The sequence below is a fragment of the Crenobacter oryzisoli genome (assembly GCF_030385785.1).
Lineage (GTDB): Bacteria > Pseudomonadota > Gammaproteobacteria > Burkholderiales > Chromobacteriaceae > Crenobacter_A > Crenobacter_A oryzisoli.
Genome location: NZ_JAUEDK010000002.1, coordinates 1 through 23,721, shown reverse-complemented (window position 1 = coordinate 23,721; position 23,721 = coordinate 1). Strand labels below are relative to the sequence as shown.

Annotated in this window: 19 protein-coding genes; 10 read left to right on the top strand and 9 right to left on the bottom strand. The window is 62.1% G+C overall.

From position 1 onward, the window contains the following. Nucleotides 1-181 precede the first annotated feature (181 nt). Complete coding sequence (locus QU481_RS01130; protein ID WP_289828027.1) at nucleotides 182-1,060, bottom strand: hypothetical protein; 879 nt, start codon at nucleotides 1,058-1,060, stop codon at nucleotides 182-184. Nucleotides 1,061-1,204: 144 nt separating this feature from the next. Here QU481_RS01130 and typA point away from each other — a divergent pair, with 144 nt between their 5' ends. The 3 genes from typA to QU481_RS01115 all read left to right on the top strand — a co-directional run bounded on the left by typA (nucleotide 1,205) and on the right by QU481_RS01115 (nucleotide 4,883). Next, nucleotides 1,205-3,013 carry a translational GTPase TypA gene (gene typA / locus QU481_RS01125; protein ID WP_289828026.1) on the top strand — a complete coding sequence of 603 codons (1,809 nt, stop codon included), beginning with the start codon at nucleotides 1,205-1,207 and terminating at the stop codon, nucleotides 3,011-3,013. A gap of 249 nt (nucleotides 3,014-3,262) precedes the next feature. Continuing rightward, on the top strand, nucleotides 3,263-4,159 hold the full coding sequence (locus QU481_RS01120; RefSeq protein WP_289828025.1) for a DMT family transporter: 897 nt from the start codon (nucleotides 3,263-3,265) through the stop codon (nucleotides 4,157-4,159). Next, the gene (locus QU481_RS01115; RefSeq protein ID WP_289828024.1) at nucleotides 4,125-4,883 is read left to right on the top strand and encodes a helix-turn-helix domain-containing protein; all 759 of its coding nucleotides are present in this window, start codon (nucleotides 4,125-4,127) and stop codon (nucleotides 4,881-4,883) included. The genes QU481_RS01120 and QU481_RS01115 overlap by 35 nt, the downstream gene beginning before the upstream one ends. 245 nt (nucleotides 4,884-5,128) lie before the next feature. Here QU481_RS01115 and QU481_RS01110 read toward each other — a convergent pair whose 3' ends face one another. The 7 genes from QU481_RS01110 to QU481_RS01080 all read right to left on the bottom strand — a co-directional run bounded on the left by QU481_RS01110 (nucleotide 5,129) and on the right by QU481_RS01080 (nucleotide 14,726). Then, entirely contained in the window at nucleotides 5,129-5,677 is a 549-nt protein-coding gene (locus QU481_RS01110) for a chorismate mutase (protein ID WP_289828023.1), read from the bottom strand. 128 nt (nucleotides 5,678-5,805) lie between these two features. Further along, nucleotides 5,806-7,014, bottom strand: a complete 1,209-nt coding sequence (locus QU481_RS01105; RefSeq protein ID WP_289828022.1) for a branched-chain amino acid ABC transporter substrate-binding protein — start codon at nucleotides 7,012-7,014, stop codon at nucleotides 5,806-5,808. 235 nt (nucleotides 7,015-7,249) lie between these two features. Continuing rightward, nucleotides 7,250-8,446, bottom strand: coding sequence for a branched-chain amino acid ABC transporter substrate-binding protein (locus tag QU481_RS01100; protein WP_289828021.1), 1,197 nt, complete (start codon nucleotides 8,444-8,446; stop codon nucleotides 7,250-7,252). Between the two features lie 205 nt (nucleotides 8,447-8,651). After that, nucleotides 8,652-9,698 (bottom strand): ferrochelatase, encoded by a 1,047-nt coding sequence (hemH, locus tag QU481_RS01095; RefSeq protein WP_289828198.1) that lies wholly within the window; start codon nucleotides 9,696-9,698, stop codon nucleotides 8,652-8,654. A gap of 105 nt (nucleotides 9,699-9,803) precedes the next feature. After that, the gene (locus QU481_RS01090) at nucleotides 9,804-12,197 is read right to left on the bottom strand and encodes a DNA translocase FtsK (RefSeq protein ID WP_289828020.1); all 2,394 of its coding nucleotides are present in this window, start codon (nucleotides 12,195-12,197) and stop codon (nucleotides 9,804-9,806) included. A 60-nt stretch (nucleotides 12,198-12,257) separates the two neighbouring features. After that, nucleotides 12,258-13,388 carry an anhydro-N-acetylmuramic acid kinase gene (locus QU481_RS01085; protein ID WP_289828197.1) on the bottom strand — a complete coding sequence of 377 codons (1,131 nt, stop codon included), beginning with the start codon at nucleotides 13,386-13,388 and terminating at the stop codon, nucleotides 12,258-12,260. 81 nt (nucleotides 13,389-13,469) lie between these two features. Then, complete coding sequence (locus tag QU481_RS01080; protein WP_289828019.1) at nucleotides 13,470-14,726, bottom strand: M23 family metallopeptidase; 1,257 nt, start codon at nucleotides 14,724-14,726, stop codon at nucleotides 13,470-13,472. Between the two features lie 423 nt (nucleotides 14,727-15,149). Here QU481_RS01080 and QU481_RS01075 point away from each other — a divergent pair, with 423 nt between their 5' ends. From QU481_RS01075 to QU481_RS01045, 7 genes are all read left to right on the top strand, one after another. Further along, nucleotides 15,150-16,160, top strand: a complete 1,011-nt coding sequence (locus tag QU481_RS01075; RefSeq protein ID WP_289828018.1) for a hypothetical protein — start codon at nucleotides 15,150-15,152, stop codon at nucleotides 16,158-16,160. Nucleotides 16,161-16,163: 3 nt separating this feature from the next. Continuing rightward, the gene (gene recJ, locus QU481_RS01070) at nucleotides 16,164-17,870 is read left to right on the top strand and encodes a single-stranded-DNA-specific exonuclease RecJ (RefSeq protein WP_289828017.1); all 1,707 of its coding nucleotides are present in this window, start codon (nucleotides 16,164-16,166) and stop codon (nucleotides 17,868-17,870) included. A gap of 164 nt (nucleotides 17,871-18,034) precedes the next feature. Beyond that, nucleotides 18,035-19,657: a DNA recombination protein RmuC gene (locus QU481_RS01065; protein ID WP_289828016.1), complete on the top strand. Its 1,623-nt coding sequence runs from the start codon at nucleotides 18,035-18,037 to the stop codon at nucleotides 19,655-19,657. Between the two features lie 229 nt (nucleotides 19,658-19,886). Continuing rightward, on the top strand, nucleotides 19,887-20,303 hold the full coding sequence (yjdN, locus tag QU481_RS01060) for a VOC family metalloprotein YjdN (RefSeq protein ID WP_289828015.1): 417 nt from the start codon (nucleotides 19,887-19,889) through the stop codon (nucleotides 20,301-20,303). A gap of 272 nt (nucleotides 20,304-20,575) precedes the next feature. Continuing rightward, a complete protein-coding gene (gene dnaB, locus QU481_RS01055; protein WP_289828014.1) occupies nucleotides 20,576-21,973 on the top strand; it encodes a replicative DNA helicase in 1,398 nt (465 codons plus the stop codon). Between the two features lie 41 nt (nucleotides 21,974-22,014). Beyond that, nucleotides 22,015-22,323 carry a (2Fe-2S) ferredoxin domain-containing protein gene (locus QU481_RS01050; protein WP_289828013.1) on the top strand — a complete coding sequence of 103 codons (309 nt, stop codon included), beginning with the start codon at nucleotides 22,015-22,017 and terminating at the stop codon, nucleotides 22,321-22,323. Further along, nucleotides 22,323-22,934 carry an alpha/beta hydrolase gene (locus tag QU481_RS01045; RefSeq protein ID WP_289828012.1) on the top strand — a complete coding sequence of 204 codons (612 nt, stop codon included), beginning with the start codon at nucleotides 22,323-22,325 and terminating at the stop codon, nucleotides 22,932-22,934. Before QU481_RS01050 ends, QU481_RS01045 begins: the two co-directional genes overlap by 1 nt. A 66-nt stretch (nucleotides 22,935-23,000) precedes the next feature. Here the strand turns inward: QU481_RS01045 and rnk are convergent, their stop codons facing one another. Next, a complete protein-coding gene (gene rnk / locus QU481_RS01040) occupies nucleotides 23,001-23,414 on the bottom strand; it encodes a nucleoside diphosphate kinase regulator (RefSeq protein ID WP_289828011.1) in 414 nt (137 codons plus the stop codon). Between the last annotated feature and the right edge of the window lie 307 nt (nucleotides 23,415-23,721).

Sequence of the window (23,721 nt, the reverse complement as noted above, 5' to 3'; positions counted from 1 at the left end):
GTTCATGCAAAGCGGCTAAAGTCAGTCTCGCTTCACTGCTTCTTTGAGTGAACGGATGGGATGATCAGGGGCGACAGGGGTGTCGCCCCTTCTTTTTTTCGTCCCATTGGCAAGACCCGGTGAGCGACCTCGCTCTTGCTCTGCCAGGTTATAAAACAAGACAGGGCAACAGCCCCGTGCCTTATTCTTTGTCGGACTCGTGGCCGCTCGACGCAGTCAATCCTTCGATCAGCGCCACTTCCTGCGCATAGCTGAGATTTTTCAGCTTCTCCAGCAGCAGGTCGCCGTCGACCTTCCACTTGCGATCGAGCTCCTCGTCGATCAGTCGTGCCTCCACCGCCAGCCACAGGCCGCGGCATGAGGCGGCGCTGTCGAAACGAATGCCATGCAGTACCTCGGCAACCAGGCGCAGCTCGGCGTCGACGAAGCGCCGGCCCAGTGCCGCTTGCTCGTGGCGAACGATCTCGGCGTAACGCTCCAGCATCTCGCGGGTGCGCGCGTCGTCATGAATAGGCGCGACGCCGCTGTCCTGCTCGCCGTTGAACCACGCGACGATGTGCGGCACCAGCTGCGGCACGGTGTCGATCCACAGGCTGCGTAGCGCCTCGCGGAAGCTGCCCGCATCGGTGAACGACAGTGAGTCGAACTCAAACGCGGGCATCAGCTGTTCGGCCAACATCCGTTTGGCCGCCCACGGCCGGCCCTGTTCGTCGAGCGTCACTGTGGCGCGCCACGCCTCGCTCTCGCCGGTGGCGATATTGTCGGCGATGATTTCGAGATAGGGCAGCGCCTGATCCTGGCCTTCATCTTCGGTGACAAAGCGTAGCGTTAGGTCGAACAGGTCGCGCTTGGCCAGTGCCAGTTGCTGCACCTGGCCGCCCTCGACCCCGACCAGGATATAGCTGGCGGCCGTCTCGTACACCGCCAGCGGTGCATCGGGGCCAGCCGGCTCGACCAGCTTCGCCGTCAGAGTGTCGGCCAGCGTGTTCACGTCGTGCACGCCAGCAAGCGGCCGCTGTTCAGCAGCATGGTCGTCCCACAACGCGGTCCAATCGTACATAAGCATCTCCTGATCATTTTCGCGGCGCAGTGTAGCGCATACCGTTTATCTTGTGGATTGTCTTCTGCTTGCAATCGAATTTGGGGGCAGGGTGGGCTTGTGCTAGAATCGCGCGATTATTTTCCGCCTCATCCGGCCAGGACCATGACCCGTCAAATTCGTAACATCGCCATTATTGCCCACGTCGACCACGGTAAAACCACCCTGGTCGACCAACTGCTGCGCCAATCCGGCACCTTCCGCGAGAACCAACAAGTCGCTGAACGCGTGATGGACAGCAACGATCTCGAAAAAGAACGCGGCATTACCATTCTCGCCAAGAACACCGCCATCGATTATGAAGGCGTGCACATCAATATCGTCGACACCCCGGGCCACGCCGACTTCGGCGGTGAAGTAGAGCGCGTGATGGGCATGGTGGACGGCGTGGTACTGCTGGTAGACGCGGTTGAAGGCCCGATGCCGCAGACCCGCTTCGTGACCAAGAAAGCCCTGGCCTTGGGCCTGCGCCCGATCGTGGTGATCAACAAGATCGACCGTCCGGGCGCGCGTCCGGACTGGGTGGTAGATCAGACCTTCGACCTGTTCGACAAGCTCGGCGCTACCGACGAGCAGCTCGACTTCCCGATCATCTACGCATCGGGCCTGTCCGGCTTCGCCAAGTACGAGCTGGAAGACGAATCCGACAACATGCGCCCGCTGTTCGAGACCGTGCTCAAGCACGTGCCGATTCCGGCCGGCGACGCTGACGCTCCGCTGCAGCTGCAGATCTCGGCGCTGGACTACTCGACCTACACTGGTCGCTTGGGTCTGGGCCGCATCCTGAATGGCCGCATCAAGCCTGGTCAGGTCGTGGTCGTGATGAACCACGAAGAGCAGACCGCTCAGGGCCGTATCAACCAGGTGCTGGGCTTTAAGGGCCTGGAGCGCGTTGAAGTAGCCGAAGCCGAAGCTGGCGACATCGTGGTGATCTCCGGTCTGGAAGACATCGGTATCGGCGTGACCATCTGTGATCGCGACGCGCCGGTTGGCCTGCCGGTACTGGGCGTGGACGAACCGACCCTGACCATGGACTTCATGGTGAACACCTCGCCGCTGGCCGGCACCGAGGGCAAGTTCGTGACCAGCCGCCAAATCCGCGACCGTCTGCAGAAAGAGCTGCTGACCAACGTGGCGCTGCGCGTTGAAGACACCGAAGACGCCGACGTGTTCCGCGTCTCGGGTCGTGGCGAACTGCACCTGACCATTCTGCTGGAGAACATGCGCCGCGAAGGCTTCGAAATGGCCGTTGGTAAGCCGCGCGTGGTGTACAAGGATGTCGACGGCGTGAAGTGCGAGCCGTACGAGAACCTGACCGTCGACCTGGAAGACAACACCCAGGGCGCGGTGATGGAAGAACTGGGTCGTCGTCGTGGCGAACTGACCAACATGGAATCGGACGGCCAGGGCCGCACCCGCCTTGAGTACCACATCCCGGCTCGCGGCCTGATCGGTTTCCAGGGCGACTTCCTGACCATGACTCGCGGTACCGGCCTGATGAGCCACGTGTTCGACGACTACGCACCGGTGAAGCCGGACATGCCGGGCCGTCACAACGGCGTGCTGATCTCGCAAGAGAACGGCGAAGCCGTTGCCTACGCACTGTGGAACCTGGAAGACCGCGGCCGCATGTTCGTGTCCCCGGGCGACAAGCTGTACGAAGGCATGATCATTGGCATCCACAGCCGAGACAACGACCTGGTGGTGAACCCGCTCAAGGGTAAGAAGCTGACCAACGTGCGCGCTTCCGGTACCGACGAAGCGGTTCGTCTGACCACCCCGATCAAGATGACCCTGGAGTCGGCGGTGGAATTCATCGACGACGACGAAATCGTCGAGATCACCCCGCAAAACATCCGCATGCGCAAGCGCTTCCTGCAAGAGCACGAGCGTCGCAAGAGCAAGAACGCCTAAGGCGTCTTGCCCGGATCGCTGATCCGGCTCTCGCGAGAGGGCCGGCATGCACGGTGAATACCATACGAAAATGCCACCTCCGGTTTGGAGGTGGCATTTTTTTTGTGTGGTTCCTGCTGCATCGCTCGGTGCCGGCTGCTGTAGGTGACATCATCTTTTCATGCTACGGCTGGCGATTGCAGTTTCAGACAAGACGCGCCGGCTCGAACGCACTAGCCTAGCGACCATGAAGCAAGAAGAGGATTGCCCATGTATGGATTGAGTGCGCTGTTTGTGGCGGTCTGGTCGACCGGATTCGTGGTCGGTCGAGCCATCGTGCCGGTCGCAAGCCCCTGCCTGTTTCTGACGGCTCGCTTTCTGTCTGCCGCCGTGCTGTTCGCCCTGCTTGCGTTAAGTGCGGGAGTGCGCTGGCCGAGCTGGCGGGAATGGCCGCGTCATCTGTTGGTTGGCGTGCTGCTCAATGGCGCCTATCTTGCTGGCGGCTACTGGGCCGTGGCGCAGGGTCTGTCGCCGGCCGTGATGGCGCTGCTCGGCGCGTTGCAGCCCCTGTTTACCGCACTGCTGGCGATGGCAACGCTGTGCGAGCGACCCGGCCGGCTATTCTGGTATGGCCTGCTGGCGGGTATGGTCGGTGTGGGCTTGGTGTTGCTGCCGGCACTGCAATCGGCCCATGGCACGATCTCGCCTTGGGTGGTCGTGGTCGGCATAATGGCGATCATCTCTCTGACCATTGGCACGGTGTTACAAAAGACCTCGATTGCACGCACCGATATTCGCGCGAGCTCGGCGCTGCAGAACCTCGGCGCGGCGTTGTTCACCGGCATGCTGGCTCTCGCACTGCAGGAGTCGCGCTGGCTGGCCGGGCCCTTGCTGTATGGGGCGCTGGCTTGGGCTGCGCTGGTGCTGTCCGGTGCCGGCGTCGGGTTGTTGCTGCTACTGGTGCGACGCGGCCAGGTGGCTCGAGTGGCCACGCTGATGTATCTGGCGCCGCCGTTGGCGGCCCTGGAGGCCTTCCTGCTTTTCGATGCGCGGCTTAGTGCCGTGCAGATGGTGGGCTTTGTTATCGCGCTACTCGGGGTGCTGTTGTGTCATTGGAGGGAAACACCGAATCATGCGGCAAGTCGAGCCAAGACGGCGGGCAGCTGATCCGCTCGTCGAGCCACGCAGCTACTGCAGCACGCCCGACTGGCACGTGCACGATTTCAGCCAAGTCCTGTTCGGCCTGCATGGCCGGGCCGAACTGGAGATGAATGGGCATCTTTATCGCACCCGGGCATTGCGCGGGGTGATCGTCCCGGCCGGATGCCGGCACGACTTTGCCGGGGATGCGGTCAACTGCCAACTGGTGGTCGATTTGCCAATCGGCTCGGTAGCCGTTCCCCAGGCATTGCTCGATAAGCCGCAGGAATTTGCCGTGCCGCCTCAGCTCGACAGGGCGCTGTGTCTTGCACTGGCGAATGGGGTGCGGCAGCAACGCCAACACGACTGGCTGCTGGCCGTCGAAGCGATCAGCGTAGTGGGACGGTTGCTGACAGACATGGCTTGCGACGCCGTCAACTTTCCAGTCCGACGGATCGAGACCTTCCTGCGCTGCCATATGGGGCACCCTGTCAGTACGGCCGAGCTGGCCGCACAGTTCGGCTGGAAGCCTCGCCGTTTTCACGATCTCTTTTGCGAAGCGTTTGGCGATACGCCCCAGCAGTACCAGTCGCGTCTGCGCCTGGATCGCGCTGTGCAACTGCTGTCCGACCAAAAGCTAGCACTGGCCGAGATTGCCGATAGGCTCGGCTATTCGGATCAACAGTCTTTTACGCACCGCTTTAGTGTGCGTTTCGGTTTGCCTCCCGGTAAATGGCGCAGTAGCTCATGAGCCGCTTTGCGCCCATCCATCCCAAGGTTCCCATTAACCATTGGGTCAGAAAGGGGGGTTGCGTGATACACACTCTCAACTCGCTGACCAGAGCTGCCTGCCCCGCTGATATGATGGTTCCGCGGAAATGTTACGCTACATTGGTGACTCTCAAGCGACCAGACCAACCGAACGCTGATCAGCCCCGTTGCCAGGCTGCTGGCCAAACATGAATCCAGCAGGGCTTAAGCTCGTTGGTCTTTATTTTATTCGCAGACGTTAATCAGGGCGCGATCGAGCGCTATCGCATACAGCGCATCACTATCGTGCTGCCGCACATAGGCCCCGGCCAACTGTGCAAAGCGCTCGCGGCAATCCGGTTGGCGGCGCAGAGCCCCCGTCTCCGTCAGTAGCTGCAACAAGTGCTGCTGTAGGCGATCCAGGCGCGGACGAATTGCACCGGCTAGGTCCGCCCGTGGCGTGGCCGGTGCTACGCCGGCGCGACGCCAGTCGGCAAGCAGCACATACTGCACCAGCTTGTTAGCCTCGATCTGATCCGCAAAGAAACGCGCAACCCGGTCCCGTTCCAAACCCAGCGTGGCCCCGCGCGCTACCGCGCCATCAATTACCTGCTGTTCTCGCGGCTTGTCTTCCACTGCCTTGCCGCTGTCCCACTTTGCAAGCGCCACTTGGTCGGCCACGCTCAATCGTTGTGCGACCGCATCCACCAGGGCAGCGCGAGGGTCGGCCGCCTGTGCCGGCAATGCAGCCAGACCGACAACGAGCGCAGCCATCATGGCTGCCAACCTATTCATCTTGTTCCAATTTGTCATGATTGCCGATGATTAAAACCCATCAAAAACACTGCCCGGCAGTGCATTGGAACGCACGGCCGGGCAGGGCATCGTTCGGCCGGAAATACCGGCCGATGATGGTAACAGGATTAGGAGGCTGCAGATGCGGCCTTGGCGGCACCACCGGCCTCGAGCACTTTCCAGTTGCCCGTCTTCAGTTGGTACAGCGTCACGGTGCCGTTCTTGATGTCGCCCTTGGTATCGAATTGGATCTTGCCGGTCACGCCGTCAAAATCGGTCTTGGCTAGTTCAGGCATGTATTTCGCCGGGTCGGCCGAACCGGCACGCTTCATCGCAGCGATCATCACACGAGTAGCGTCATAAGTGTACGGTGCGTAGGCCTGGATATCGGTCTTGAACGTTGCCTTGAACTTGTCGTTGAACGAAGCGAAACCGGGCATCTTTTCCTTGGCGGCGCCAGCGGTCGACGCATAGGTGCCTTCGGCATCGTTGCCGGCCAGCTTCGGGAACTCGGCGGTGTTCACACCATCCGCACCCATGAACGGCGTAGTCAGGCCGATCTTGCGCATCTGCTTGACCATCGGGCCGGCCTGCGCGTCCATGCCGCCGTAGAAGACCAGGTCCGGCTTCGCTCCCTTGATCGAGGTGAGGATCGCCATGAAGTCGGTCGAGCTGTTGGTGGTGTATTCACGCTTGACGATCTTGCCGCCGGCCGCCTCCACCGCCTTGGCGAAGTCGTCGGCCAGGCCCTGGCCGTAGGTGGTGCGGTCGTCGATCACCGCGATGTTCTTGGCCTTCAGGTCATCGATAGCGAATTTGGCGAGCGCCTGGCCTTGCTGCTGGTCGTTGGCGATGATGCGGAAGGTGTTCTTGTAGCCTTGCTGGGTGAAGGCCGGGCTGGTCACCGAAGCGGCGATCATCGGAATGTTGTTGTCCGAGTAGATGCGCGAGGCCGGGATCGCAGCGCCCGAGGTGAGGTGGCCGATTACACCGGCGACCTTGTCGTCAACGAAACGCTGGGCAACCTGGGTCGCCATTTTCGGGTCGGCCTGGTCGTCTTCCGATACCACCTCGAACTTTACCTTTTTGCCGTCGAGGGTGACGCCTTCGGCGTTGGCTTCCTGAACCGCCAGCTTGACGCCATCGTCGCTGTCGTGGCCCCAGTGGGCGAACGGACCGGTCAGCGGGTTGGCCGCACCGATCTTGACGACGACGTCGCCGGAAGAAGAGGTGGCAGCACCGCTGGCGTCATTGGCCGCGGCATTATCATGGGATTTGTTGCAAGCCGCGAGCGACAGAACGGCAGCGGCGATAAGCGAGAGACGAACGTACTGCATGAAGAAACCCTTAATAGAAAGAAATCAGGGTCATCACCAGTCGATGTTTTTGACATGTAAGGTTTGTGGGCAAGGCCGGGTCACGGCGGCGCCCTTGCACGCGGCTACTGGATACAGTCGCCATCGTTGACGTAAGCTGCTGTTTTATCTTCTTTGCCAAACCCCGTCAAGTCTGGGCGCGGCAAAAGAAAAACGGCACCCGAGAGTGCCGTTTGGTCTGCACGAACTTGTTCGTTTACTGAGCACCACCCGAAGTGGCCTTCTCAACCCACTTGCCATCCTTCACTTCGTAAACGGTCACTGCGCCGTTCTTGATGTCGCCCTTGTCGTCGAACTGGATCTTGCCCGTTACGCCGGTCATGTCGGTCTTGCCGACATCAGCCAGGTATTTCTTCGGATCAGTCGAGTTGGCGCGCTTCATCGCGTCGACCAGCACGTTCACTGCGTCATACTCGTACGGGGCGTAGATCTGCACATCGGTACCAAACTTGGCCTTGAACTTTTTGTCGAAAGCAGCAAAGCCCGGCATCTTTTCACGCGGCATGCCGCAGATCGACGCGTACTGGCCTTCGGCGGCATCGCCGGCAAGCTTGATGAACTCCGGCGTCTGCATGCCGTCACCACCGATCAGTTTGGCCTTGATGCCGAGCTTCTTCATCTGCTTGGCCATCGGGCCGCCTTGGGCGTCCATGCCGCCGTAGAACACCAGGTCTGGGTTGGCCGACTTGATCGAGGTAAGGATCGCACTGAAGTCGGTTGCCGAGTTGGTAGTGAACTCGCGTTTCACCACGTCGGCGCCCTTGGCTTTTACCGCTTTCTCGAACTCATCGGCCAGACCCTGGCCGTAGGCGGTGCGGTCATCGATGATCGCGATCTTCTTCGCCTTCAGGGTGTTGACGGCAAAGTCGCCGAGTGCGCCCCCCTGCTGCACGTCGTTGGCGATGACGCGGAAGGTGGTCTTGTAGCCTTGCTGGGTGTATGCCGGGTTGGTGGCCGACGGCGAGATCTGCGGCAGGCCGTTGTCGGAGTAAATCTTAGAGGCCGGGATGGTGGTGCCCGAGTTGAGGTGACCAACCACGCCGACAACGCCGGCGTCCACCAGGCGCTGCGCGACCTGGGTGCCGATCTTCGGATCGCCTTGGTCGTCTTCCGACACCAGTTGGAACTTGATCTTCTTGCCGCCGATGGTGATGCCCTCTTTGTTGAGGTCGTCGATGGCGAGCGTGGCACCGAATTCGTTGTCCTTGCCGAGGTGGGCGATCGGGCCAGTCATCGGAGACACCTGGCCGATCTTGACGACTTCTTCACCACCGGTGGCCTGAGCGCTGGCGCCTGCCGATGCCGCGCCTTCGGTTTTTTGTTCTTGTTTGCCGCAAGCGGCGAGTGCCATCACGGCAGCGGCCATGAGACTCAGACGGGCAATCTTATTCATATGGTGTTCCCCTGGTATTTCCAATGTAGACGTGTGGACCGCCCTAGCATGGCACCCTCTTAGCCACGCGTTGGGCTTAGGGCGATTATTAGAAGCGGTTTTTTGCCTTGTCAACGCGATATGACACTGGACAGGGGGATGGGGAAAATAAGTGTTACTTGTTTGCACCGGCCGATTTAGCCAAAATCGGCCGATTTGCCACAAGTTATTGAGTTTTTACGGGGATTTCCCAGCCGGCCAATTGCTGCTCGGCAATATCCAAAAGTGCGGCAATCCACACAGGCGACTCGTTCAGACAGGGAATAAATCGGTAATCGCCGCCGCCAGCCGTATGGAAGGTTTCTTTGCCTTCCATGGCGATTTCTTCAAGCGTTTCCAGACAATCGGCCACAAAACCGGGACACATCACGTCGATTCGCCCAGTGCCGGCGCGGCCAAGTTCGGCCAAGACTTCGCTGGTATACGGCGTCAGCCATTCAGCGCGTCCGAAGCGGCTCTGGAAGGTGATGCGGTAGTCGTCGTTTCCCAGCTCCAGCGCCTCGGCAAGCAACCGGCCGGTCGTCAGGCATTCGTCGCGATAGGGGTCGCCCGTGTCGACGGTGAAGCGCGGCACGCCGTGGAAACTCATCACAAGCTTGTCCGGCCGGCCGTTGCTTCGCCAGAACGCTCGCACCGATTCAGCCAGCGCCGCGATATAGCCTGGGTGGTCGTAAAAATGGCGTACGGTACGCAGCTCCGGCATATTGCGGCGGGCTTCGAGTACACGGAACACCTGATCGAGCGCGGTACCGCTCGACGAGGCGGCGTACTGCGGATAAAGCGGCAGCGCAACGATGCGTTCGACGCCGTCGGCGCGTAGTTGCTCGACCACAGAGGCAACCGACGGACTGCCGTAGCGCATGGCAAACTCGACCCGCACCTCACCGTAGCCCCGTTCAGCCAAAGCGTCGCGCAGCAGTGAGGTCTGACGCTGGGTATGCACCAAGAGCGGCGAGCCTTCTGGTGTCCAGATCGACGCGTACTTTTCGGCCGACTTGGCAGGGCGGGTATTCAGAATGATGCCGTTCAGGATTAGCCACCAGATTACGCGCGGAATCTCCACCACGCGCGGATCGGATAGAAACTCCTTCAGATAAGGGCGCACTGCCTTGGCGGTCGGTGCTTCAGGGGTGCCGAGGTTGATCAGGAGTATCGCGGTGCGGCCGCGTGATGAGTCTGGGTGAGCAGGGGGTTCTGGCAGGTAGCGTGGCATGATGTTGGGAGAGCAGGGCACGACAGAAGGCTGCGCGCGCCGGATCGCTAGGGAGTAGCGGCAAAGGTCGGTCGAAACGACTCGGCCAGCCTTTGCCGGGATGGGTCAGTCTTCGCGCGCCGGCACCAGTACGGTGCGGTTGCCGTTGGTTTCCATTGGCGACACCAGGCCTGCGGTTTCCATCTGCTCGATCAGCCGCGCGGCACGGTTGTAGCCGATGCGAAGGTGTCGCTGTACCGACGAAATCGACGCTTTGCGGGTCTTGAGCACGATGGCGACCGCCTCGTCGTACAGCGCGTCGGCCTCGCCGCCGCCTTCGCCGCCACTGGCGCCGAATTCGCCGCCACCGTCCTCGGCACCGCCGGACAGGATGCCGTCGATGTAGTCGGGCTCGCCGGTGGTCTTCAGGTATTCGACCACGTGATGCACCTCGTCGTCGGCGACAAAGGCGCCATGCACGCGCAGCGGATAACCTGTGCCCGGCGGCAGATAGAGCATGTCACCCTGACCGAGCAGTGCCTCGGCACCCATCTGGTCGAGAATGGTGCGCGAGTCGATTTTGCTCGACACCTGGAAGGCAATCCGGGTCGGGATGTTCGCCTTGATCAGGCCGGTGATTACGTCGACCGACGGGCGCTGGGTGGCGAGGATCAGGTGGATGCCGGCGGCACGGGCTTTCTGTGCCAGGCGGGCGATCAGTTCTTCGATCTTTTTGCCGGCCACCATCATCAGGTCGGCCAGTTCATCGATCACCACCACGATCAAGGGCAGCGTCTCGAGCGGCTCTGGCGTCTCCGGGGTCAGGCTGAACGGGTTGGCGATTTTCTGGCCGGCCCGCTCGGCTTCCTTGATCTTTTGGTTGTAGCCGGCGAGGTTGCGCACGCCGACCTTCGACATCAGCTTGTAGCGCTTTTCCATCTCGCCGACGCACCAGTTGAGCGCGTTGGCGGCATGCTTCATGTCGGTGACCACCGGCGCTAGCAAGTGTGGGATGCCTTCATAGATCGACAGTTCCAGCATCTTCGGGTCGACCATGATCAGGCGCACTTCATCCGGCGTTGCCTTGTACAGCAGCGACAGGATCATTGCGTTGATTGCCACTGATTTACCGGAGCCGGTGGTGCCGGCGACCAGCACGTGCGGCATCTTGGCGAGGTTGGCGACGATAGGCGTGCCAGCGATGTCCTTGCCCATCGCCATCGTCAGCTTCGAGTCGCTGTTCTGGTAGACGTCGGCACCGACAATCTCGGACAAGCGCACGATCTGGCGTTTCGGGTTGGGCAGTTCCAGGCCCATATAAGTCTTGCCCGGAATCGTTTCGACCACGCGGATCGATACCAGGCTGAGCGCGCGCGCCAAGTCTTTCATCAGGTTGACGATTTGCGCGCCCTTCACGCCAACCGCTGGCTCGATTTCGTAACGGGTGATCACCGGGCCGGGGTAGGCGGCGACCACCTTCACCTCGACGCCGAAGTCGGCGAGTTTCTTTTCGATCAGCCGCGAGGTGGCCTCGACCGTTTCCGGTGTTACTGGCAGTTGCTGCTCTTGCGGCGCTTCCAGCAGCGCCAAGCCCGGCAGGGCGTTGTCGCTCGGGTCGGCGAACAGCGAGCTTTGCACCGGTTTGGCCGGCTTCGGCGGCGCGGCCGGGACCGGAGCGGCAATGGGCGCGGCCTCGTTCAGCACCGGCTCGCGGCGCGGCGCGGCGGCGGTATCGAACGGGATGTCGTCATCGTCCAGTTCGGCCTCTTCGCTGAGCACCGGTTCGGGTGTGGTTTCGACGGGGGCCGGCTTGGCCGATGTGGCGGGCTCGGTCTTTGTTGGCTTGTCCGCCTTGCGTGGGCGGTTTTGCAAGCCGCTCTGCAGTTTCTGCCAGGCGAGCAGTCCGGTTTCTTCCAGCCAAGTGCCGGTCTTTTCCATGATGTCGAGCCACGACCAGCCGGTAAACAACGAAAAACCGATCGCGAAGAATACCGAGAGCAGCAAGGTGGCGCCGGTCGCGCCGAAGGCGTGACCCAACCCACCACCGATAAAGCGTCCGAACATGCCGCCGGCAGCTAGTGGCAAGGACAGCGCCTTGCCGTGCAGGAACAAGGCCTCGAGGCTGGCACTGCTGAGGATCAGCATCAGGAAGCCGCCGCTTGCGGCCATCGCAATCGGCGATGGCTTGAAGCCGCGATTTTCCAGGCTTAGCCGGCGATATCCCCAGGCAATCCCCGCGAGGCAAAAAGTGACCAACCACCAGGCCGAGTACCCGAACACGTACAGCAGCATGTCCGACAGCCAGGCGCCGAACGCGCCGCCAACATTGCGGATGGTCGGGTCGGACGAGCTGTGCGACCACGAGGGATCGAGCGCCGAGTAGCTGAACAGGGCGATGACGAGATACACCGCGGCCACCGCCATCAACAGCCACCAGGCTTCACGCAGCAGGGTGACGAGACGGGGAGGGAGCGGCGTCGAAGAATTCTTGACGACGGCCTTGCGTTTGAACAGTCGCATAGTCCTGCATATTGCACTTAAAGGCCGCCAATTATAGCGTGACGGCGCCATTAATAACGCTTAAACGGGATATAAAGCGCCTAAAACGCGTAAACCGGCCGCGCCGGTTACGCCCGGTAGGTTGCCCGGGTGGCGCTCGACGAACTGCCGCGCAAGCCAGGCGAACGCCGCAGCCTCGACTTGCTGGGCGCCCAGGCCCAGCGCATCGGTCGTGGCGAGACGGTGTCTAGGCATCCGCCGGCCCAGTTGCTGCATCAGGAAGCCGTTGCGCGCACCGCCGCCGCAGACATATAGCGCTACTGCGTTCGGGGCGTGCAATTCGACCGCCGACGCGATGCCTTCTACCGTCAATGCGAGCAGTGTTGCCTGCACATCGACCGGCAAGACGTCGCCCAAACGGGGCCGAAGCCGCGCCAGCAGCGCGTCCAGCCATCGCAGATCGAACAGGTCGCGACCGGTACTTTTGGGTGGCGGTGCGGCGAAGAACGGTTCGGCTAACATTGCGGTCAGAAGTTCCGGCACTACCGTCCCGCTGGCCGCCCAAGCACCATCGGCATCGAAGGTGTGGCCGTGATGGCGGTGAACCCAGGCGTCGAGCAGCATATTGCCCGGCCCGCAATCGAAGCCGATTGCCGATCCATCCGGCTCGAGTACCGACAGGTTGGCTATGCCGCCGATATTGATGACGACGCGGCCCTCGTCGTCGCTGCCAAATACGCCGAGGTGAAACGCTGGCACCAGCGGCGCGCCCTGGCCGCCGGCGGCGACGTCGCGGCTGCGGAAATCGCCGATCACGTCGATTCCGGCCCGTTCGGCAAGTCGGGCCAGGTTACCGATCTGGATCGTATAGCCGACTTCGGGGGCGTGGCGTATGGTCTGGCCATGGCAGCCGATCGCGCGGATGGCGCTTGCGTCGAAGCCGGTGGCGGCGAGCAGTCTTGCCACCGTCTCGGCGTACAGGTCGGCCAGGCGGTTGCCCAGCCGTGCGGCGCGGTCGAGTTCGTTACCGTCGACCGGTTGCAGTGCCAGCACGGCTTCGCGTACATCGGAGGGGTAGGAGAGGGTCGCTTCGCCGAGCAGGCGGGGGCGGCCGACCGCGTCGAATTCAACCAGCACCGCGTCGACACCGTCCAGGCTGGTGCCGGACATCAGGCCGATATAGCGGTCGACCGAGCCACCTGTTGGCGACAGGGAGGGGGCAGCGTCACGCTGCAGCGAGTGGCTATCCACGCGGCGATGTCCTTTTGTCAAACGTCGCCGGTGTGGGCGACGCTAGTCGAACTGCGCGACCGTGGTCGGGATGGCGCGCAGCAGTTTCAAGTCTTGCGCCAGCTTAACGCTTTGCTGGCGGAATGCTAGCTGCTCGGACTGGGTCAGCGTGCGGGTCGGCAGCGCCGACGTGGCCGGATCGACTGCCTGGCCGTTGACGCGCACCTCGAAGTGTAGATGAGGGCCGGTCGAACGGCCGGTGGTGCCGATATAGCCGATCACGTCGCCGGCCTTCACCGCCTCGCCCGCCTTCAGCCCAGCAGCAAACCGGCTCATATGAGCATATAGCGTGGTCATTTTAGCGTTGTGACGCAAAGTCACAACATTGCCATAGCCATTCTCACGCTGGGCGCTCATCACCACGCCATCCGCTGGAGCGATGATGGGGGTGCCGATGGCGGCTGCGAAGTCGATGCCAGCATGCAAGCGCAGCGCATGCAGGATCGGGTGGTAGCGCAGTCCGAACGGTGAGCTGACGCGGGCGTTAGCCACCGGCTGGCGGCTGAAGCCCTGTTTGAACGGATGGCCGTTTTCATCGTAGTACGCGCCAGAATCGTCACCCTGAGCAAAATAGAATGCACCGTAGTGCTTGCCCTGACTGTCGATCTCGGCCGCCAGTACGTTGCCGGTCGTGATCGGAGCGCCCTGATACAGATAGGTCTCGTACACCAGCTGCAGCCTATCGCCGGCCCTGAGCTTCGCCACATCCAGCTTGTCGGCGAAGATGTCGCTCAGCTGCGCGAGCACTTCAGCGGGCACCTCGGCCTGCGTCAGCGCGCTGGCGACGTTGTTTCGCACCGTTACCGAGCGTACTGTCGGTACCATCTGGGTATCGACCGGGTCGGCGCTGGTCTGCCACTTGCCGTCATTGGCCTTTTCGATCGCTACCAGCTGCTTCTCGCCGTTGTCGTCGTCGTTCAGAAACTGCATCGCAAACAGCTTGCCGTCGTCGTTGGTCTTCACCGACACGGTTTGCCCGGGCTTGAGCTTCAGCAGGTCGCGGGCCTTTGAGTTGGACGCAAGGAAACCGTTGGCATCTCCGTCGTTGATGCCCAGTCGGTGCAAGAGGGCGGCGATGGTATCGCCACGCCGGATCGGTTCCTCACGCCAGTAGCGGGTGTTGCTACTCGACTCGGTGAGCGGGGGCAGCGCCAGCGCCAGCGTTTCAGTGACCTGCTGTACCTTTACCGCTGCTGTCTCCGCCTCGTCGGCAGTGATAGCGTACGCGGTTACCATGCCGAACAACGGCAGGCTGGCCACCAGCCCGATCCAGCGAAAATGATGATTCGCCAGGAGGCTGGCGCAGTTTTGCGGTAAGTGGAGCAGTTTGCGATAATTCATCGACGAAAAACGGGACTATGGCGGCGTAATCAAGACCGACCGTGGTTTACACACTACAGACGCTGGTTGAGCCAAACGCTGCCTATAAAAATTATTCGCATTGAGGCCGGCAGGCTGAATGGAAGTTCTAGGGCCGACCGCGAAAGCGGAACATGGTAGCAAGCCTCTTTCAGTTAAAAAATACATTTCTTCAATAGAATCATCACATTACCCTATATGCATCGGTGTATTTAGACCGGTAGCAAAAGACCATTCGCCGCGCATGACAAACACTGAACCCACGCTGCCGGCCCTTAGCAGCACTGCCCGCATCCACTCACGCCCCGCCCTGGAGGTTGAGCGATGATGCTGACTCTGCACCTGCCGGGCCTGGCCTGGCTCGACGCCCACGACGCCGATGAAGTCGCCAAAGGGCTGGAGCTGCCGGCGCTTGCCACACTGCTAGGCCGAGGCCGGGTTGTACCCGCCGCCCAATCGCTTAGCAGCCAGACCGCCCAGGCGTTCGCGCTCGCCGACACTGCACCGGCGCGCAGCCTGGCGCAGGCAGACGGCCTCTCGGTCGGCAACGGCCACTGGCTGGTCGCCGACCCGGTCCACGTGCGTATCGACCGCGATCGCGCCTTGCTGGCCGACATCGGCATTCTGACGCTGGCGCAGCACGAGGCCGACCGGCTGACCGCTGCCCTCAACCAGCATTTCGCCGAGGACGGCCTGCGCTTTCACGCCCCGCAGCCGGGGCGCTGGTATGTCGAATCGGCCGAAGCGCCGCGCGCCGAGTTCACCGCGCTGGCCGACGTTGTCGGCGAGGATGTCAACGCGCACCTGCCCAAGGGGCAGGATGGCTTGATCTGGAGCCGCTTCCTCAACGAGCTGCAGATGCTGCTCTACACTCACCCGGCCAACGACGAGCGGGAGGCACGCGGCGAGCCGGCGGTGAACAGCGTCTGGCTATGGGGCAACGGCGAGGCCGGTCAGCCGGCCTGTTCGGCCAAGCTGGTCCTCGCCGATGACCCGCTCTGGCAGCACTACGCCACACTCGCCGGCGTGCCCCACGACGCCGTGCCCTATGCGTACGACGGACTGCAAGCCGCCGCCGGCAAGGCCGACTCGGTACTGCTGCGCGATGACAGCCTGCTTGGGCCCGCTCAGTACCGGGACGCCTGGGGCTGGCGCGAGGGGCTCGGCCAACTGGAAGAACGCTGGTTCGCGCCGCTGCTGACCGCGCTGAAGGCTCGCCGGCTGACAGAACTGACGCTCGTCTGCCACGGCGACGCCGGCTTCACGCTCACCGTGCGTTCGGGCGACCTTTGGAAATTCTGGCGACGTCCGCGCACGCTCGCCTCACTCGTTTGAACTATGTCCCAGATCGTAGTACGCCCCATTCCTGACGCCGCCCGCGAGCGGTTGACCGTCGACGGCATCGACCCCTTGCTTGCTCGGCTGTGCGCCGCGCGCGGCATCGAAAGCGCCGACGAACTCGACTGCAGCCTGGCGATGCTGATTCCGTTCGGCCTGCTGAAGAACGCAGAAGCGATGGCGATGCGGCTTGCCGATGCGATCGCCGCGCGCCAGCGCATGCTGATCGTCGCCGACTATGATGCTGACGGCGCCACCGCCTGTTCGGTGGCGATGAAGGGGCTGTCCGCGCTCGGCGCGGTGGTCGACTTCATCGTGCCCAACCGCTTCGAGTACGGTTACGGCCTGACGCCTGAAATCGTCGAGCTGGCGTCGACCAAGTCGCCCGACATCATCATCACCGTCGACAACGGCATTGCCAGCGTCGCCGGCGTGGCCGAGGCACGTGCACGCGGCATCGAGGTGCTGGTTACCGACCACCACTTGCCGGGTGACACCTTGCCCGACGCGTTGATCGTCAACCCGAACCAGCCCGGCTGCGACTTCCCGTCGAAGAACCTCGCCGGCGTCGGTGTGATGTTCTACGTGCTAATGGCATTGCGTGCCGAATTGCGCAAGCGCGGCGCGTTTACCGCCGGGCGCGATTCGGCTAGGCCAGAGCCGAACCTCGGCGAGCTGCTCGACCTGGTGGCGCTCGGTACCGTCGCCGACGTGGTGCGGCTTGACCAGAACAACCGCATCCTGGTCGAACAGGGGCTGCGCCGCATGCGCGCCGGGCGGATGCGCCCGGGCATCGCCGCGCTGTTCCGCGTGGCCGGCCGCGCCGCGCACAAGGCCAACACCTTCGACCTTGGCTTCACACTCGGGCCGCGCCTGAACGCCGCCGGCCGCCTCGACGACATGAGCCTCGGCATAGCCTGCCTGCTGGCCGACAGCGAGGAGGTGGCGATGGGGCTCGCGCAGGAGCTCGACCGCCTCAACCGCGAGCGGCGCAGCATCGAGTCGGGCATGCAGGAAGAGGCGCTGGCGGTGCTGTCGACCATCGACCCAGCCGATCGCTACAGCCTCTCGCTGTATCGCGACGACTGGCACCAGGGCGTGGTCGGCATCGTCGCCTCACGACTGAAGGAACGCTTCCACCGCCCGGCCATCGTGTTCGCGCCGGGCGACGAGGGCGAGATCAAGGGGTCCGGCCGCTCGATTCCCGGCTTTCACCTGCGCGATGCACTCGATCTGGTCTACAAGCGCCATCCGGGCCTGATCGCCAAGTTCGGCGGCCACGCGATGGCGGCTGGCCTGACCATTGCCGAGGCCGATTTCACGGACTTCACCGCCGCGTTCGAACAGGTGGCGCGCGAGTTGATCGACGAGAGCCGGCTGACTCGCACCTTCGAGACCGACGGCAGCCTGAGCCGACGTGAGTTGACGCTGGATACTGCCGAGACCCTGGCCGCACAGGTGTGGGGGCAGGGCTTTCCGGGGCCGACCTTCACCGACCGCTTCATCGTAGTCAGCCAGCGACTGGTCGGCGACAAGCATCTGAAGCTGCGCTTGGCTAAAGAGGGCGCCGAATTCGACGCGATGCTGTTCAACCACAACGACTGGCTGCCCGACAGCGTCGATGCGGTTTATCAGGTCGTCGCCAACGAGTGGCGGGGCAATAAGGAGTTGCAGCTCTATATCGATCACTGGCGCAGCGCCGAGTAAAAAACTGCCCTCAAAGCTACTACGCCGGCGTGATCTCGGGTTGGCGGTCGGTCGGCGTGCAAATCTGTTGATTCGCTCAACCTCATGTACTCCGTGTACATTCCGTTGCTTGCGCTCCGCCCGCCCCTCGCTGCACTTTGAGGCCAGTTTCTTAAGGAAAAACAATGATCGAAATTATCGTGACTGGCCTTGCCAGCCTGTTGCTCGGCGCTGCATTCGTCTGGCTACTGCTGCGCGGCAAGGGCGACATCGCCTACGAGCAGGGACGGGGCGAGGGCCTCGCCGAGGCCGCCATTCTGCAAACCCGCCTCGCCGGTGCTGAGGCCACGTTGGCCGAACAGCGCGAGCGACTGCAGCTCAGCGATGAGCGCTTGCGCCTCGGCCAGAACGAGCTGGCGCAGGCTCAGCAATTGCTCGCCGCGAGCAGTGCCCGCGCCGATCGCGTGCCGTTGCTGGAGCAGGCTGTGGCCGAGCGTGACGGCGCGCTGGCGCGTCTGGGCGAGGAGCTGCGCAAGTCCGGCGCCGAGTTGGCCGCGCGGGTCGAGCAAGGCAAGCGTATTGTCCAGCTCGAGGAGGAGCTGGCCGCGGTGCGCCAGGACGGCGCACGGCTCGGCGAGGAGATCACCAGGCTAACCGCGCGCGAGCAGGAACTCGCAACCACGCTCCAAAAGGAACAGGAACTTGCCCTCGAAAAGATCGCACTGCTGATCCAGGCACGCGATGCGCTCTCCAACCAGTTCAAGGCGCTTGCCAACGAGATCTTTGAGGAAAAATCCAAGCGCTTCACAGAACAGAACAAGGAAAACCTCGGTGGACTGCTGAATCCCTTGCACGAACGCATCCAGGCGTTCGGCAAGCTGGTGCAGGACACCTACGACAAGGACTCGAAGGAGCGGCTGACGCTGGAAAACGAGCTGCGCAATCTGCAGAAGCTCAACACCCAGCTCGGCCAGGACGCGATCGCGCTGACTAACGCCTTGACCGGCGCCAACAACAAGGCGCAGGGTAATTGGGGTGAGATGGTGTTGGAGAGCGTACTGGAAACCTCCGGCCTGACGCGTGGCCGTGAGTACGAGGTACAGGTGTCCGATGTGGTCGAGACCGAGGAGGGCGGCTACAAACGCTACCAGCCTGACGTGGTGATCCACCTGCCTGAAGGCAAGCAGCTGGTGGTCGATTCCAAGGTGTCGCTCAACGCCTATGTGCGGTACACTGCCGCCACCGACGAGATCGAGCGCGAGGCCGAGCTGAAGGCACACGTGGCCGCGCTGCGCCAGCATATCCGCACGCTGGCCGAAAAGCGCTACCAGGACCTCTACAAGCTCAACACGCTCGACTTCGTGTTCATGTTCGTACCGGTCGAGCCGGCCTATCTCTTGGCGGTACAGCAGGACATGGGCTTGTTCAACGAGGCGTTTGAGCGGCGCATCATGATTGTCGGCCCGAGCACCTTGCTCGCCACGCTGCGTACTGTCGCCAGCATCTGGCGCTACGAATACCAGAACCAGAACGCGCTGGAGATCGCCCGGCAAAGTGGCGCGATGTACGACAAGTTCGTCGGCTTCGCCGACACGCTGGAGAAGCTCGGCAAGCAGCTTGCCACTACGCAGGATACTTACGGCATTGCGATGAAGCAGCTCACCACCGGCAGTGGCAACCTGACCAGCCGTGCAGAGAAGCTGCGCAAGCTCGGCGTCAAGGCCAACAAGCAGTTGCCGTCGCACCTGCTCGGCAGCGAAGCCGACGAACCGGACGGCGAGGGCGAACTAGGCGCCTTGACTGAATAGGCACTGCATTGAACACAGGCGGCTTCGGCCGCCTTTTTTTGTCCCCGATGCAGGGTGCCGTTGGCCGACAGGCGCGCCTCTGATTGGATCTGCGCCGGCCTCTCTGCTCGGCGCCGACCACCGCCCATGCCATCGATCTGGCCACCGGCGGCAAAACACGCTATGACATCAGGGCAGTCTGCGCACTTGCCGACGACGTTCGGTCAATCCCATTCTTCAGGAGCCCATTATGCAGGTTCAGCCTTATCTGAATTTCTACGGCCGCTGTGAAGAAGCACTCGAGTTCTACAGCCAGAAGCTTGGCGCCAAGACCACTTTTCAGATGCGCTTCAAGGAAGCGCCGGAAGTAGACAAGACCCCAGCCGAGTGGCAAGACAAGATCATGCACGTCAGCTTCACTATCGGCGACAGCGCGCTGATGGCATCGGATGGCATGTGCGCCCCCGCCGCCGGTCATCATGGCTACAGCCTTTCGCTCGACCCGAAAAGCTCCGAGGAGGGCAAGCGCCTGTTCGATGCGCTGGCCGACGGCGGAACGGTCACCATGCCATACGGCCCGACCTTCTGGGCCGACGGCTTCGGTATGGTCACCGACCGTTTCGGCGTGCACTGGATGATCAATGTGATGAAGCCCCAACAGTCGTAGCCGGCAGTCCTCCGAAAAGGCCCCGCTCGTGCGGGGCCTATTGTTTGTGTTACGCCATGTCAGCCAGTATCGCTAATCATCGCCAAGAACAACGCATTGGACCGGTCGTGGCAACAGCCACTGCGCTGTTGCCATCGGAAACGCAATGCCACTCAGCTAAGTAGCATGAGATACGTTGTATCGCTCAGCGGCCTGAGCCGCTTCAGTGATAAAATCACGGTCTCTCGAATCGCGCAGCCGCACAACAGGCGGTGTGCCAACCTGTTTTCCTGATGAACGATTTTGACCAGACAAGCGACAGCGCCATGGTGGCGCTGCGCACTCCGCCACACTCCATCGAGGCCGAACAGTCGGTGCTCGGCGGCCTGATGCTGGAAAACCAAGCATGGGACAAGATTGCCGACGTGGTCAGCGAAGGCGACTTTTATCGCCACGATCATCGGCTGATCTACCGCAGCATTGCCCGGCTCGTCGAGCAAGCACGCCCTGCCGACGTGGTCACCGTGTCCGAACACCTCGACCAGAACGGCGAACTCGGCAACATCGGCGGCCTGGCCTACCTGGCCACGCTGGCGCAGAACACCCCGTCGGCCGCCAATATCCGCCGGTACGCCGAGATCGTGCGCGAGCGCTCGGTGATGCGCCAGCTCGCGCAGGTGGGCACCGAGATCAGCGAGTCGGCCTACAACCCGCAGGGGCGTGACGCTGCCCAGTTGCTCGACGAGGCCGAGAACAAGGTGTTCCAGATCGCCGAGAGCACCGCCAAGTCCAAGCAGGGTTTCCTGGAAATGCCAGGGCTGCTCAAGGAAGTGGTCGACCGCATCGACATGCTGTATAGCCGAGACAACCCAGACGAGGTAACGGGGGTGCCGACCGGTTTCACAGACCTGGACGCCAAGACCTCCGGCATGCAGCCAGGCGACCTGATTATCGTCGCAGGGCGCCCGTCGATGGGTAAGACCGCATTCTCGATGAACATCGCCGAGCATGTGGCGGTGGAGGCAGGCCTACCGGTGGCAGTGTTCTCGATGGAAATGGGTGGCGCCCAGCTGGTGATGCGTATGCTTGGCTCGGTGGGCATGCTCGACCAGCACGTACTGCGTACCGGTCGCCTGCAGGATGAGGACTGGAGCAAGCTGACTACCGCGATCGGCAAGCTTTCCGAAGCGCCGATGTACATCGATGAGACGCCAGCATTGACCGCGCTGGAACTCCGCGCTCGCGCACGGCGCTTGGCACGCCAGTTCGGCGGCAAGCTTGGCCTGATCGTGATCGACTACATGCAGCTGATGAGTGGCTCCGGGCGTAGCGACAACCGCGCCTCCGAACTAGGGGAGATTTCGCGTGGTCTGAAGGGCTTGGCCAAAGAGCTGCAGGTGCCGGTGATCGCACTGTCGCAGCTGTCGCGTAGCGTGGAGCAGCGTCCGGACAAGCGGCCGATGATGTCCGACCTGCGCGAATCGGGTGCCATCGAGCAGGATGCTGACCTGATCATCTTCATGTATCGCGATGAGTACTACAACCGCGACAACCCCGACAACAAGGGGTTGGCTGAGGCCATCATCGGTAAACACCGTAACGGCCCGACCGGTCGCGTCAACCTGACCTTCATCGGCCAGTACGCCAAGTTTGGCAATGCCGCCCACTCGGGCTGGGCCGACAACGAGTAAACGTTGGCCAAACGCCTTCATAGGAACACTGCGGATCAAAAATGAGCTTCTTTGAAAATCACGTGTTTGTCTGCTGCAACCAGCGAGCTCCCGGCGAGGGATGCTGTGCCGATTTCGGTTCGGCCGAGATGCTCGGCCATCTGAAAGACCGGGTAAAAGCGCTCGGACTAAACGGCCCGGGCAAGGTTCGGGTGAGCAAGGCCGGCTGTCTGGGGCGTTGCGACGATGGTCCGGTGCTGGTGATCTACCCGCAGGGCACTTGGTACACCTTCGTCGATAAAGACGACATCGACGAGATTATCGACGAGCACCTGGTTAATGGCCGAGAGGTGGAAAGGCTGAAAGTCTGATGCTTAAACAGCCAGAAAAAATCACCATCGCCGGCCCGGTCGGAGCGCTGGAAACCATCGTGGTGCCGCCGCAAAGCGACATGGTCGGCATTGCGGTGATCTGCCACCCGAACCCAACCCAGGGTGGCACCAACACCAACAAGGTGGTGCAGACCACGGCCAAGGCGCTGTCGCAACTGGGTTACCATTGCTACTGCCCGAACCTGCGCGGTGTCGGCGAAAGTGAAGGCACGCACGATTATGGCAATGGCGAGGTCGACGACGTCATTGCGGTGGTCGAACACGCCCGTCGCGAACACGGCGCCGAAGCACCGCTGGTGCTGGCCGGCTTCTCGTTCGGCGGCTTCGTCGCCGCACGTACCCGCGCCCGCATCGAGGCCGACAAGTTGCTGCTGATGGGCGTGGCAGTGGGCAAATACGTCATCCCGACCCCGCACGTACCGGCCGACACACTGGTGATCCACGGCGAGGAAGACGAGGTGATCCCGCTGTCCGCAGTGCTCGACTGGGCACGGCCACAGGGGCTGCCGGTGGTGGTCTTCCCCGGAACCAGCCACTTCTTCCACGGGAAGTTGGTGCCGCTGGCACAAATGATCCAGCGCTGCTTGTAATCTGCCTCAAAACGATTCGGCCAACCCCAGGGTTGGCCGAATGCTTATCGGCCGGCGCACCGGCCATTAGCGGTGCAGATCACCGGCGGCTTCGGGCTGATAATGGATCGCCAGCACGGTAAGTCGGGTTTCCTTGCCATCAGGCAATGGCCACACGATGCTCTGACCGATGGACAGGCCAAGCAGAGCACTACCTACCGGCGCCAGAATGGAGAGACGTCCTTGCTCGAAATCCGCTTCACGCGGGTAGACCAACGTCAGTTCACGCTCCTCACCATTTGTAGCATCACACACCAGCACCCGGCTGTTCATCGTCACCACATCGGCAGGCATGGAATCAGGCTCGACAATCTCGGCCCGCTCCAACTCGCGCTCCAGCGCAACCACTCCCGGCACATCGCGAACCGACACCGACTCGAGGAGGGCGGACAGGCGATCGTAATCAAGACTGGAAACGGTAATCGGCGGCAGGGTCGACATCACTCACTCCTCATTCAACATTCAAGCGCAGGCGTTAAAAAAGTAGGCCGTGATGTGATAAGCAGCACGGCCGTACTCTTATGATAACCAACTCGTAGCGCATTCGAAATACTCGCCAAAAGCATTTTTCGTAGACAGACTGCGGATTCCGGCGAATCTGGACAGCCATTCCGCCGCAAACTGGACAGTCATTCCAGCTCAATCTGGACACTACGAGCGTAGCGTCGCGAGGTAGGACGACGTTTTACTCCTGAGCCGCCTCCACCGTCAAACAGCTGCGCTTCTTGCGCAGTGAATCGCCCTTGAG